Source organism: Streptomyces radiopugnans, assembly GCF_900110735.1.
Lineage (GTDB): Bacteria > Actinomycetota > Actinomycetes > Streptomycetales > Streptomycetaceae > Streptomyces > Streptomyces radiopugnans.
In genome coordinates this window covers 322,032-335,336 of sequence record NZ_FOET01000001.1, presented here as the reverse complement: position 1 = coordinate 335,336, position 13,305 = coordinate 322,032, and the positions used below count along the sequence as shown (strand labels likewise).

Here is a 13,305-nt window from a genome sequence, read left to right as displayed (position 1 = left end):
CAAACCGGCCCCGGACGCCGGTGGGCGTCCGGGGCCGATCCGGTCCGTCACTCCTCGGCCGGGGCCGAGACGGACGACGGGCTCTGCTGCTCGGCCGCCGCGGTCTTGCGGGCGGCCGTCTTCTTGGCGGCGGTCTTGGCGGTGGCCTTCTTCGCCGTCGCCTTCTTGGCGGCGGTCTTGGTGGCGGCCTTCTTCGCCGTCGCCTTCTTGGCGGCGGTCTTGGTGGCGGCCTTCTTCGCCGTCGCCTTCTTGGCGGTGGCCTTCTTCGCCGTCTTGCGGGCCGCCTTCTTCGCCGGGGCGGCTTCCTCCGCGGGAGTCTCCGCGGCGGTCTCCGCGGCGGTCTCCGAGGAGGCTTCCGCGGGGACCTCGGCCGGCGCCTCGGCGGCGGGCTCCGGTTCCGCGGCGGGCCCGGCGGACGGGACCGCGGGCTCGGTGATCTCGGCCGCCTCGGGAGAGCCGGCCGGAGCGGCCGCACGGCGCACCACACGGCGGCGGGGACGGGCCGGCGGAGCGGCCTCGACCGGGGCCTCCACGGGCTCGGCCGCCTCGGCGGGCTCCTCCGCGGGCGCCTGCGGCGCCTGCTCGGCGGCCGGAACCACCGTCACCGCGGCCTCCACCTCGGCAGCCGCCTTCGGCGGACCCGCCGGAGCCGACACCTTGCGCGCACCACGGCGCCGGGTACGCGGCGCGGCCTCCTCGGCAGCCGGCTCGGGCGCCGCGGCCTCCTCCGCAGCCGGCTCGGGCACGACGGCCTCGGGCACGACGGCCTCGGCGGGCTCCTCCGCAGGCGCCTGCGGCGCCTGCTCGGCGGCCGGAACCACCGTCACCGCGGCCTCCACCTCGGCAGCCGCCTTCGGCGGACCCGCCGGAGCCGACACCTTGCGGCCGCCGGCGCGCCGCCGCCTGCGGCCGCGCCGGGCGGCCTCCTCGGCCTCGGCGGCGCTGCTGTACAGCTCCTCGTCCGGGACGAACTCCGGCTCCGGCAGCGCCGCGGGCTCGGCGGCCTCCGCCGCCACCTCTGCGGGCGTCTCGGCCGCCGGCTCCTCCTCCGGGGCCTCGGCCGGCACCTCGGCGGCAGGCGCCTCGACGGGAGTCTCGGGCTGCTGGCCCGCGGCCTTGCCCTTCTTCCTGCCGCGCTTGCCGCCACCGCCGCCGCCCTGGGTCTGCACCTGGTCCATGTGGACGATCAGACCCCGGCCGTTGCAGTGCACACAGGTCTCGGAGAAGGACTCCAGCAGCCCCTGGCCGACCCGCTTGCGCGTCATCTGGACCAGCCCCAGCGAGGTGACCTCGGCCACCTGGTGCTTGGTGCGGTCACGGCCCAGGCACTCCAGCAGGCGGCGCATGACCAGGTCGCGGTTGGACTCCAGCACCATGTCGATGAAGTCGATCACGATGATGCCGCCGAGGTCGCGCAGCCTGAGCTGGCGCACGATCTCCTCGGCCGCCTCCAGGTTGTTCCTGGTGACCGTCTCCTCCAGGTTGCCGCCCTGGCCGGTGAACTTGCCGGTGTTGACGTCGATCACGACCATCGCCTCGGTGCGGTCGATGACCAGCGATCCGCCGCTGGGCAGCCAGACCTTGCGGTCCAGCGCCTTCATCAGCTGCTCGTCGATCCGGTAGGTGGCGAAGACGTCCACCTCGGAGGTCCAGCGCTGGAGCCGGTCGGCCAGGTCGGGCGCGACGTGCGAGACGTACCCGTGGATCGTCTCCCATGCCTGGTCACCGCTGATGACGACCTTGGAGAAGTCCTCGTTGAAGATGTCGCGGACGACGCGGACGGTCATGTCCGGCTCCCCGTAGAGCAGCGTCGGCGCGCCGCCCTTGCGGGCCTTCTTCTGGATGTCCTCCCACTGCGCCTGGAGCCGCTCAACGTCGCGGCGCAGCTCGTCCTCGCTGGCGCCCTCGGCGGCGGTGCGGACGATGACGCCCGCGTCCTCGGGGACGATCCGCTTGAGGATCTGCTTGAGCCGGGCCCGCTCGGTGTCCGGCAGCTTGCGGCTGATGCCGGTCATCGAGCCCTCGGGCACGTAGACCAGGTAGCGGCCGGGGAGGGAGACCTGGCTGGTCAGCCGGGCACCCTTGTGGCCGATGGGGTCCTTGGTCACCTGGACCAGGACGGACTGGCCGGACTTGAGCGCGGTCTCGATGCGGCGCGGACCGCCGGACAGGCCCAGCGCCTCGAAGTTCACCTCACCGGCGTACAGGACGGCGTTGCGCCCCTTGCCGATGTCGACGAAGGCGGCCTCCATCGACGGCAGGACGTTCTGGACCTTGCCCAGGTAGACGTTGCCGACGTAGCTGGTGGCCTGCTCCTTGTTGACGAAGTGCTCGACGAGGACGCCGTCCTCCAGCACCCCGATCTGGGTGCGCTCGCCGCTCTGGCGGACGACCATGACGCGCTCGACGGCCTCGCGGCGGGCCAGGAACTCGGCCTCGGTGATGATCGGGACGCGGCGGCGCCCCTGCTCACGGCCCTCGCGGCGGCGCTGCTTCTTGGCCTCCAGACGGGTGGAGCCCTTGATGGACTGCACGCCGTCGGCGCTCTCGGACGGCTCGTCCTTCTTCTTCCGCGGCTCGCGGACCTTGACGACCGTGCGCTCCGGGTCGTCCGGAGCCGCCTCGGCGGCCTGGGGCTCGGCCTCGCCGCTGCGGCGGCGGCGCCGGCGACGGCGGCGCGAGGAGCTGCTGGAGGCGCCCTGGTGCTCCTCCGCCTCCTCGTCCCGCTCCCCGTCCTCCCGGCCGTTCTCGGTGGCCGCTCCCCCACTCTCCCCGGTGCTCTCGCGGGCCTCGTCGTCCTCCTCGCCCTCGGCGGCGTCCTCGGACGCCTCGGCGTCGGAGCCGCGACGGCGGCGGCGCCCACCACGGCGGCGGCGGCGCGAGGGACGCTCCTCGCCCTCGTCGGTCTCGCCCCGGCCGTAGGTCTCCTCGTCCTCCTCGCCGGTGTCCTCGGCCGCTCCGGCCCCGGTCCCGGTCCCGGTCTGAGCCTCTGCGGTCTCCTCGGCGCTTCCGGCACTCCCGGCGGCGGGCTGCTCGTCCCGCTCCTCCTGCTCGGCGGGCTCGCCGCCCCTGCGGCGGCGGCGACGGCGGCGGGCAGCGGCGCGCTCCTCGCGCTCGGCTTCCGCACTGCCGCCGGTCCCGGCCCCGGTCCCGTACTCCTCGGAGGTCTCCGGCTCCTCCTCGTCCTCGGCGGACTCGGCAGCGGCGGCGGCCGCCGCGGTCTCCGGGGTCTGGAAGACCGGCTCGGCGAACACGGGCGCCTGGAACACCGCCATCGGCGCCATCGGCGGCTTCCTGCGGGCGCGCCGGGGAGCGGCGGGCTCGGTCTCGGCGGCGGGCTCCGGTTCCGCCGCGGGCTCCTCCTGTGCGGACTCCTCCGCCTCCGCGGGCTTGCCGGCCCTCGCCTTGGCCTTCGCGGGCTTCCGGGTCCTCGCGGGGCGCCCGGTCTCGGCGGGGGCCTCGGCGGGGGCCTCGGCTGGCGCCTCGGCGGCCGGCGCCTCGGCGGCGGGCTCCGGTTCCGCTGCGGGCTCCTCCTGTGCGGACTCCTGCTGAGCGGGCTTCTCGGCGGTCCTGCGGGTACGCCGCCGGGCACGGGCGGGTGCCGGCTGCTCCTCGGCGGCCGCTTCCGCGGACTCGGCCGGTTCCGCCGCTTCGGCGGCGGGCTCCCGCCGCGCGGACTCCTCCTGCTCCGCACCTTCTCCGGCCGTCTGCGGCGGGCCCGCGGGGGCGGAGGCCCGGCGGGTGGCACGGCGACGCGTACGCGCCGGGGCCGGCTGCTCCTCGGCCGCGGCGGGCTCGGGCACACCGGCGGGCTCGGCCTGTGCCTCGGCCGTCTCGGCGGCGGGCTCCGCGGGCACCACCGTCTCGGCCGCCTGCGGCGGGCCGGCCGGGGCCGAGGCCCGGCGTACGGCGCGGCGCCGGGGGCGCGCGGGCGCGGCCTGCGCCTCGGCGGCCGGTTCAGGTGCGGGCTCGGCGGCGGGCTCGGACGCGGCGGCGGGCTCCGCGGTCCGCGCCGACGGCTCCCCGGCCGGTGCGGCGGCGACCGCCGCTGTGACGACCTCGGGCTCGGCCGAGGCCACCGCGGGCGGTCCCGCCGGCCGGGACACGGCGCGGCGGCGCCGGCGCGGCGGCAGCGTGTCGCTGGGGCCGCCCTGTCCTGCTTCCGCCCCTGTACCGGTCGCGGGGGACGCTGTGGGCGTGGTTTCGGTGTTCTCCGCGGATGTGGATTCTGCGGATTCCATGGGTTCGCGCATGCGGGCGGTTCTCCCGTTCACGCTCCCGGGCGCCGTGCCTCGGTCCGGTTGGGCTCCGCGTGATGTGCGCGGGCCGCTGTCCGGGGCGCGGGCGCCGCACGGGAGCTGTCGTCTCGCTCGCCGGTTCCGTGCCTTCGGGCCCGGCTACGGCGAAAGTCTGCTGGTGGATGCGCCTGCCTGACGGCCGGACCCGGGTGGCTCCCTGGTGCCTCGCACATCGGCGGCGCGGCGGCGTCGGCCTTACGCGGTGCCGTCCGGCACCGTCGCGGCGGGGGTTGCGTCGCGGTCGGGCGCAAGCGGATCGGTCACCGTGCCGGTCTCCTCATCGAGCGGCCCCTGCGCCAGCCTGGTCACCGCTGCGGGGACCGGCGGCGCCAGGTCGGCCGTAGCTCGGAGGCCGGACAGGACGTCGTCGGGTCGTACGGCAGGTGTCAGGTGCCGTACCACCAGGCGCAGTATCGCACAGGGACCGTCGCCGGGCCTATCGGACCCGGTCGGGGCGACCTCCAGCGAGGCCACGGCGGCGCGCGTGTCGAAGGTGCGCATGCCCTTCTTCGTCTGCCTCCGGACCTCGACCGAGTCCGCCGCGAGGAAGACCTCCACCGCCTTGCGCGCCTCCTCCGGCTCCACCCCGTCGAGCCGCAGCTCCCAGTGGGAGGCCGTCAGACGGTCGGCGAAACCGCTGGTGTGCGCCTCCACCGCGTCGACGACGTCGAGTCCGTCGGGCAGCGACTCGTCGAGCAGCCGCCGCAGCACCTCCGGGTCGCGCCGCTCGGTGAGGGCGATCTCCAGGTACTCGGCCTCGCTGCCCGTGCCGGTCGGCGCCGCGTTGGCGTACGAGACCTTCGGGTGCGGGGTGAAGCCCGCGGAGTACGCCATGGGCACCTCGGCCCGGCGGAGCGCCCGCTCGAAAGCGCGCTGGAAGTCGCGGTGGCTGGTGAACCGGAGGCGGCCGCGTTTGGTGTAACGCAGGCGGATGCGCTGCACCGCGGGTGCGGGCGGCGGGCCTTCGGGCTGTCGCTTGCCCAGGATCCTTCTCCTTGCTGCGGGGTGGCGCGACGAGCGCCCCTCGGTCGAACACTGGCGGCCGGGCCGTCCCCGCCGGTGCGGGGCCGGTAGGCCCGTACCTACCCACCAGCCTACTCGCCGGCGGCTCCGCCCTCTCCCGGCCCGGCACTCGGCGCACGCGGCGCGGCCGGTCCCGTGGCGATCCAGTACCGCAGTTTCTTCCCCCGCCGGTCCTCGAAGACACCCCCGCACTTCTCGATGACGCGGCGGGAGGCGGTGTTGGTGTCGTCGCAGGTGACCAGGACCGGGTCGATGCCCAGCGAGTGCGCGACGGGCAGAGCGGCGCGCAGCATCGCCGTGGCGTGGCCGCGGCGGCGGGCGGAGGCGCGGACGTCGTAGCCGATGTGGCCGCCGTAGTCGAGCAGGAAGCCGTTGAGCCGGTGGCGGATGGCGATGCGGCCGAGGTAGGTGTCGCCCTCGGCCCACCACAGGGTGGTGCACGGGACGTGGCCCTCGGGGCGCGGGCTGTCCTCGTCGGCGTCGGCACGGACGGCGGCGGCGTACGCGGCGAAGACCTCCGGATCGTGCCAGCGCCCGCCGTACCGGAGGATGTCGCGGCCGACCATCGAGTTGTCCTCCGGCCCGCCCCGGCCCTCGGCCTCGAACTCCTTCACGGCCTCCAGGAAGGAGGCGTGGACACGCGGGTCGGGGAGGATCAGCTCGGGCATGCGGCCAGTGTGTCAGCGCGCCCCGCCTCCGGCCAGCGGGTGTCCCCTGGCCGGAGGCGGGGCGCGTACGCCGCGCGGCGGGCGGCTACTTGTTCACGACCGTCAGCGGCAGCAGCTTCTTGCCCGTCGGGCCGATCTGGATGGAGGTGTCCATCGCCGGGCACACGCCGCAGTCGAAGCAGGGGGTCCAGCGGCAGTCCTCGACCTCGGTCTCGTCGAGGGCGTCCTGCCAGTCCTCCCACAGCCAGTCCTTGTCGAGGCCGGAGTCGAGGTGGTCCCAGGGCAGGACCTCCTCGTAGGTGCGCTCGCGCGTGGTGTACCAGTCGACGTCCACGCCGTGGGGGGCCAGCGCGCGCTCGGCGCACTCCATCCACAGGTCGTAGGAGAAGTGCTCGCGCCAGCCGTCGAAGCGGCCGCCGGCCTCGTAGACGGCGCGGATGACGTCGCCGACGCGCCGGTCGCCGCGCGAGAGCAGGCCCTCGACGATGCCGGGCTTGCCGTCGTGGTAGCGGAAGCCGATGGAACGGCCGTAGCGCTTGTCGGCGCGGATCCTCTCGCGCAGCTTCTCCAGGCGGGCGTCGGTCTCCTCGGCCGACAGCTGCGGCGCCCACTGGAAGGGGGTGTGGGGCTTGGGCACGAAGCCGCCGATGGAGACGGTGCAGCGGATGTCGTTGGAGCCGGAGACCTCGCGGCCCTTGGAGATGACCTTGGCGGCCATGTCGGCGATCTGGAGCACGTCGTCGTCGGTCTCGGTGGGCAGACCGCACATGAAGTACAGCTTCACCTGGCGCCAGCCGTTGCCGTAGGCGGTGGCGACGGTGCGGATCAGGTCGTCCTCGGAGACCATCTTGTTGATGACCTTGCGGATGCGCTCGCTGCCGCCCTCGGGGGCGAAGGTGAGGCCGGAGCGGCGGCCGTTGCGGGTCAGCTCGTTGGCCAGGTCGATGTTGAAGGCGTCCACCCGGGTGGAGGGCAGCGACAGGCCGATCTTGTCGTCCTCGTAGCGGTCGGCCAGTCCCTTGGCGATGTCGCCGATCTCGCTGTGGTCGGCCGAGGACAGCGACAGCAGGCCGACCTCCTCGAAGCCGGTGTTCTTCAGGCCCTTCTCCACCATCTCGCCGATGCCGGTGATGGAGCGCTCGCGCACCGGGCGGGTGATCATGCCCGCCTGGCAGAAGCGGCAGCCGCGGGTGCAGCCGCGGAAGATCTCCACGCTCATCCGCTCGTGGACGGTCTCGGCCAGCGGCACCAGGGGCTGCTTGGGGTAGGGCCACTCGTCGAGGTCCATCACGGTGTGCTTGGACACCCGCCACGGGACGCCGGAGCGGTTGGGTACGACGCGGGCGATACGGCCGTCGGGCAGGTACTCCACGTCGTAGAAGCCGGGGACGTACACGCCGCCGGTCTTCGCCAGGCGCAGCAGCAGTTCCTCGCGGCCGCCGGGGCGGCCCTCGGCCTTCCAGGCCCGGGTGATCTCGGTGATCTCCAGTACGGCCTGCTCGCCGTCGCCGATGACCGCGCAGTCGATGTAGTCGGCGATCGGCTCGGGGTTGAAGGCGGCGTGTCCGCCTGCGACGACCACCGGGTGGTCCACGCCGCGGTCCCTCGCCCGAAGCGGGATGCCGGCCAGGTCGAGGGCGGTGAGCAGGTTGGTGTAGCCCAGCTCGGTGGAGAAGGAGACGCCGAACAGGTCGAAGGCTCCGACCGGGCGGTGGGCGTCCACGGTGAACTGCGGGACCCGGTGCTCGCGCATGAGCTTCTCCAGGTCCGGCCAGACGCTGTAGGTGCGCTCGGCGAGCACGCCCTCGCGCTCGTTGAGGACCTCGTAGAGGATCATGACGCCCTGGTTGGGCAGACCGACCTCGTAGGCGTCGGGGTACATCAGGGCCCAGCGGACATCGCAGGCGTCCCAGTCCTTGACGGTGGAGTTCAGCTCTCCGCCGACGTACTGGATCGGCTTCTGGACGTGCGGGAGGAGGGCCTCCAGGCGCGGGAAGACCGACTCGACAGGCATGGGTGGTGTCCTCGGATGCTGGGGTTCGCCGGGTTTGCCGGATTTACTGGTTTTCAGCGGCCGGCCGTGCGGCCGGCGCCGTACCGCCTGGCCGGCGGACGGGAGTGACCATCCAGCGTAACGCCTGCCGGGACGGGCCCCGTGCCCGCGTATCGTGGGCGGCCGTTACGCGGGCACGGTCGGGGACCGGGGCGTGGGGCTCAGGCGGACACCGGGCGCTGCACCCGGATCGACTGGAGCAGCCCGATGGCGATCCAGACCGCGAACATCGAGGTGCCGCCGTAGCTGACGAAGGGCAGCGGCAGGCCGGCGACCGGCATGATGCCCATGGTCATCCCGATGTTCTCGAAGGACTGGAAGGCGAACCAGGCGATGATCCCGGCGGCGACGATGGTGCCGTACAGCTCGGTCGTCTCCAGTGCGATACGGCAGGCGCGCCACAGCACCACGCCCACCAGGAGGATGATCAGGCCCGCGCCGAGGAAGCCCAGCTCCTCGCCCGCGACGGTGAAGACGAAGTCGGTCTGCTGCTCGGGGACGAACCGCCCGGTGGTCTGGCTGCCCTCGAACAGCCCCTTTCCGTAGAGGCCGCCCGAGCCGATGGCGATCCTGGCCTGGTTGGTGTTGTAGCCGGCGCCGGAAGGGTCGAGCGCGGGGTTGGCGAAGGCGGCGAAGCGCTTGATCTGGTAGTCGTCGAGCACGCCGAGCTGCCAGACCAAGACCGCGCCGACGCCGCCCGCGGCCAGCAGGCCGATGATCCAGCGGTTGGACGCGCCGGAGGCCAGCAGCACTCCCAGCACGATCACGACCAGCACCATCACCGAGCCCATGTCGGGCATCAGCATGACGATCCCGATCGGTACCGCGGCCAGCGCGAGGGCCTGTACCACCGTGCGGTGGTCGGGGTGGAGCCGGTCGCCCGCGTCCACCTGGGCGGCGAGCAGCATAGCCATGCCCAGGATGATGGTGATCTTGGCGAACTCGGCGGGCTGGAGCGACAGGCCGGCGCCCAGGTCCAGCCAGGCGCGCTGGCCGTTGATCGTCGCACCGAGCGGGGTGAGCACGAGCAGTGTGAGCAGCACCGACAGCGCGTACAGCACCGGGACCGCACCGCGCAGCCTGCGGTGGCCGAGCAGGACGGTGCCCACGGCCAGCGCCACGCCGATGGCGAGGCTGATCAGATGGCGCCACAGGAAGTGCTGCGGATCGCCCTCGTTCAGCTCGGTGCGGTTGCGGGTGGCGGACCACACCAGCAGGGAGCCGAGGGCGGACAGCGCCACGCAGGCCAGCAGCAGCGTCCAGTCCAGGCGGCGCAGGACGGAGTCACGGGCCGTCAGCCTGCTCCATGCGGAGCGCTCCTGCCAGGGCTTTCCGGTGTAGGAGTGGGTGCTCACGGCTTGAAGCCCTTCTGGCGCAGGGCCTCGATGGTGCCGTCCGGGTTGATCCCGGGAAGCTTCTTCTGCGGTTTCGGCAGCAGGGCCTTCCTCTTGTCGATCTTCCCGTCCTCGCCCACGCCGTACAGCGCGTCGTAGATCGCGCGCACCGCGGGGCCGGAGGCGCCGGAGCCGGTACCGCCCTGGGAGATCGTCATGACGATCGCGTACTCGTCGGTGTAGGTCGCGAACCACGAGGTGGTCTGCTTGCCGTAGACCTCGGCCGTACCGGTCTTGGCGTGCATGGGGATCTCCTTCTGCGGCCAGCCGGTGTCGGCGAAGCGCCAGGCTGCGGTGCCGCGGGTGGCCACGCCCTCCAGCGCCTTGTCCGTCTGGCGCAGGGTCTTGGCGTCCATCGGCAGCCTGCCGCGCTTCTCCGGCTCGATCTCCTCGACGCTCTTGCCGTCGGGGCTGATGACGGCCTTTCCGACGGTGGGCTCGTACATGGTGCCGCCGTTGCTCAGGGCCGCGTAGACGACCGCCATCTGAATGGGCGTCACCAGCGTGTCGCCCTGTCCGATGGAGTAGTTGACGCTGTCGCCGGCGCGCAGCCTGTTGCCCTCCAGGCAGTTCTCGTACGCGATCTGCTCGACGTAGTCCCCGCCCTTCTTGCCGTACTTGCACCAGGCGTCCTTGTTGGCCTCCCAGTACTCCTGCTTCCACTTGCGGTCGGGCACGCGGCCGGTGACCTCGTTGGGCAGGTCGATCCCGGTGCGCTTGCCGAGGCCGAACTCGTGGGCCATCTTGTAGAACCAGTCGTCGGGGTTCTTCTTGGGCTTGGCGCCGCCGTCCTTCTTCCACTCCTGGTGTGCCAGGGCGTAGTAGACGGTGTCGCAGGAGACCTCCAGCGCGCGGCCGAGGTCGATCATGCCGTGGTTCTGCGACTCGAAGTTCTTGAAGACCTGGCCGCCGATGCTGTACGAGGACGAGCAGTTGTAGCGCCCGTCGAAGTCGTAGCCGGCCTTGACGGCCGCGGCGGTCGGGATCACCTTGAAGATCGAGCCGGGTGCGGCCTGCCCCTGGATGGCCCGGTTGAGCAGCGGGTAGTTGGACTTCTTGCCGGTGAGCCTGGCGTAGTCCTTGGCGGAGATGCCGCCGACCCAGGCGTTGGGGTCGTAGTCCGGCGCGGAGGCCATCGCCACGATCCGGCCCGTCTTGGCCTCCATCACCACGACCGCGCCCGCGTCCGCCTCGTAGTTGCGGTTGGTGTTGCGGTCGTGCTGCTTGCGCGCCTCCTTCATCGCCTTGACCAGCTCCTTCTCGGCGATGGCCTGGACGCGCGCGTCGATGCTGGTGACGAGGGAGGAGCCGGGCTCGCCCTTGTCGTTCTCGGCCTCCCCGATGACGCGGCCGAGGTTGTCCACCTTGTAGCGCGTCACGCCCGCGTCGCCGCGCAGCGCGGTGTCGTACTGGCGCTCCAGGCCGGAGCGGCCGATCTGGTCGGAGCTGAGCAGCGGGGAGTCGGTGTCCTTGGTCTGCGCGATCTCCTCGTCGGTGACGGGCGAGAGGTAGCCGAGGACCTGAGCGGTCCGGGCGCCGTACGGGGCCGGGTAGCGGCGGACGGCGACGGGTTCGGCGGTGATGCCGGGGAAGTCCTCCTGGCGCTCGCGGATCTGGAGGGCCTGCTGCGTGGTGGCCTCGTCGGTCACCGGGATCGGCTGGTAGGGGGAGCCGTTCCAGCAGGGCTGCGGGGTCTCGGCGTCGCACAGGCGGATCTTCTCGGAGACCTCCTTGTACGTCATGTCCAGGACGTCGGCGAGCCGGGTGAGGACGGCCTTGCCGCCGTCGTCCATCTTCATCAGCTCGGTGCGGCTGGCGGAGACCACCAGCCGGGTCTCGTTGTCGGCCAGCGGCACACCGCGCGCGTCGAGGATGGCGCCGCGCACGGCGGGCTGGACGACCTGCTGCACATGGTTGCCCGCGGCCTTCTCGGCGTACTCCTCGCCGTTGCGGATCTGGAGGTACCACAGCCGCCCGCCGAGGGTGAGCATCAGGGAGAAGACCAGGATCTGGATGGCGACCAGCCGGATGGTGACCCGGGGGGTGCGCCCGGTCTCGGGAATATTGCTCACTGCGTCTCCGTCGCAATCACAGTCGCTGCCGCCGTCACAGTCGCCGCCGTCACAGTCGCTTGACGCCCTTGATCCGCCCCGTTCCGCTCCTGGACATCCGGGCCGCCAGGCCACCGCGGCGGGCGGCGCCCGCCCGGCCGCCGAGGCGGCCGGTGCGGCCGCGCAGTCCGCCGATCCCTCCGGAGCCGAGCAGTCCGCCGTAGGTGCGGGCGCCGTCGCCGGCGCTGCCGGCCGTGTCGGCGAGCGGGTCGTGTGCGGTACGGCGGGCCAGCGCCATGACCACCGGGACGGTGAAGGGCGCGAGCAGCAGGTCGTAGATGGTGGCCGTGGTCAGCAGCAGGCCCAGGCCCACATGGCGGGCCGCGGTGTCGCCGACCAGCGCGCCGACGCCGGCGTAGAGCAGGGTGGAGGAGAGGGCGGCACCGGCCACGACGAGCATCGGAACGGTGGCCGAGCGGTGCTGGCCGTTCTCCGGCTTGGTCAGGCCGGCGGCGTAGCCGATGACGCACAGCACCAGGGCGTAGCGGCCCACGGCGTGGTCGGCGGGCGGCGCGAGGTCGGCCAGCAGCCCGGCCGCGAAGCCGATCAGGGCGCCACCGGTGTGGCCGTACACCAGCGCCAGGCCGAGGACGGTCAGCAGCAGCAGGTCGGGTACGGCGCCGGGCAGTTGGAGCCGGGCCAGCACGCTGACCTGGACCACCAGGGCGACGATGACGAGCGCGATCGAGAGCAGGATCCGGTTGGGGTGCATCGTTGTCGGTCAGCTCCTGGAAGGGCTGGGGGTGGCGCCCCCGGAGGGAGCGGCGTCCGCGGAGGGGCCGGTGCCCGCCGAGGGGCCGGCGGAGGGATCGGCGGCGGCCGAGGGGTCGGCGGTCACGGTGACCGTCGGGGCGGGCCGGTCCTTCGGCTTGGGCGGGAGGACCGCGTCACGCGGGTCGGTGCGCGGCGGCCTGACGACGACGCCGACGATGTCGAGCTTGGTGAAGCCGACGTACGGCCGCACCCGCACCGTCCGGGTGAGACCGCCGCTGTGCGGATCGACCCGGATGACCTCGCCCACCGGCACGCCGGGCACGAACGGCCGGTCGTTGCTGGAGCCGAAGGTGACCAGGCGGTCGCCCTTCTTCACCTCGGCCTTGCTGTTGAGGAGCTGGACGGTCAGCGCGCTGTCGCCGCGGCCGCCCGCGAAGCCGAGTTCGCCGGTGCCCTCCATCCGGGTGCCGACGGTGAAGTCGGGGTCGTTGGCCAGGAGCACGGTGGAGGTGCTCGGTCCGACGGTGGTGACCCGGCCGACGAGTCCGTCGCCGTTTATCACGGTCATGTCGCGCCTGATGCCGTCGGCGCGGCCGACGTCGATGGTGACGGTCCAGGAGAAGCCCTGGGCGGCGCCGATCCCGACGACCTGGGCGGCCTTGATGCCGTACTGCCCGGCGCCCGCGGTCCTCAGCAGGTCGTCGAGCTGCCTGACCCGGGCGTTGTCGCGGTCGGAGGCGGCGAGCCTCTGCTTCAGTTCGGCGTTCTCCTGCTCCAGTACGCTGATCCGGTCGTAGCGCTCGCCGGAGTCCCGTACGGCCGCGATGGCGTTGCCGACGGGGTCGACGGCGGTGGCGACACCGCTCTCCACCGGGCCGAGGACGGACGCGGTCACCTGCCGCGCCCCGTCCAGCGGCGATCGCTCACCGCCGCGGATGTCCACCGTGATCAGTGCGAACGCGACGGCGACCAGCAGAACGAGCAGCAGCCGGCTCTCTCGTGTATCCCTCACGTGCGACGGCCGTGCCTTCCCTTGTTGGACTT

General features: G+C 73.0%; 8 protein-coding genes. All 8 read right to left on the bottom strand.

Going from position 1 to position 13,305, the window contains the following annotated elements; translation table 11 throughout:
• Positions 1 to 47 precede the first annotated feature (47 nt).
• The gene (locus BMY40_RS01415; RefSeq protein ID WP_425443054.1) at positions 48 to 4,079 is read right to left on the bottom strand and encodes an Rne/Rng family ribonuclease; all 4,032 of its coding nucleotides are present in this window, start codon (positions 4,077 to 4,079) and stop codon (positions 48 to 50) included.
• Between the two features lie 414 nt (positions 4,080 to 4,493).
• The gene (locus BMY40_RS01410) at positions 4,494 to 5,240 is read right to left on the bottom strand and encodes a TIGR03936 family radical SAM-associated protein (RefSeq protein ID WP_093654478.1); all 747 of its coding nucleotides are present in this window, start codon (positions 5,238 to 5,240) and stop codon (positions 4,494 to 4,496) included.
• 152 nt (positions 5,241 to 5,392) lie between these two features.
• The gene (locus tag BMY40_RS01405; protein WP_093654476.1) at positions 5,393 to 5,989 is read right to left on the bottom strand and encodes a GNAT family N-acetyltransferase; all 597 of its coding nucleotides are present in this window, start codon (positions 5,987 to 5,989) and stop codon (positions 5,393 to 5,395) included.
• 85 nt (positions 5,990 to 6,074) lie between these two features.
• A complete protein-coding gene (locus BMY40_RS01400; RefSeq protein ID WP_093654474.1) occupies positions 6,075 to 8,003 on the bottom strand; it encodes a TIGR03960 family B12-binding radical SAM protein in 1,929 nt (642 codons plus the stop codon).
• A gap of 200 nt (positions 8,004 to 8,203) precedes the next feature.
• A complete protein-coding gene (gene rodA, locus BMY40_RS01395) occupies positions 8,204 to 9,397 on the bottom strand; it encodes a rod shape-determining protein RodA (protein ID WP_093654472.1) in 1,194 nt (397 codons plus the stop codon).
• The gene (gene mrdA, locus BMY40_RS01390; protein WP_093654470.1) at positions 9,394 to 11,508 is read right to left on the bottom strand and encodes a penicillin-binding protein 2; all 2,115 of its coding nucleotides are present in this window, start codon (positions 11,506 to 11,508) and stop codon (positions 9,394 to 9,396) included. Before mrdA ends, rodA begins: the two co-directional genes overlap by 4 nt.
• A 49-nt stretch (positions 11,509 to 11,557) precedes the next feature.
• Entirely contained in the window at positions 11,558 to 12,259 is a 702-nt protein-coding gene (gene mreD, locus BMY40_RS01385; RefSeq protein ID WP_093654468.1) for a rod shape-determining protein MreD, read from the bottom strand.
• A 9-nt stretch (positions 12,260 to 12,268) separates the two neighbouring features.
• Positions 12,269 to 13,273: a rod shape-determining protein MreC gene (mreC, locus tag BMY40_RS01380; RefSeq protein ID WP_093654466.1), complete on the bottom strand. Its 1,005-nt coding sequence runs from the start codon at positions 13,271 to 13,273 to the stop codon at positions 12,269 to 12,271.
• Between the last annotated feature and the right edge of the window lie 32 nt (positions 13,274 to 13,305).

What these genes read in the sequence shown, in the direction of transcription:
- BMY40_RS01405 (WP_093654476.1), bottom strand. Translation starts at nt 5,989, where the DNA reads ATGCCCGAGCTGATCCTCCCCGACCCGCGTGTCCACGCCTCCTTCCTG.
- BMY40_RS01400 (WP_093654474.1), bottom strand. Translation starts at nt 8,003, where the DNA reads ATGCCTGTCGAGTCGGTCTTCCCGCGCCTGGAGGCCCTCCTCCCGCAC.
- mreD (WP_093654468.1), bottom strand. Translation starts at nt 12,259, where the DNA reads ATGCACCCCAACCGGATCCTGCTCTCGATCGCGCTCGTCATCGTCGCC.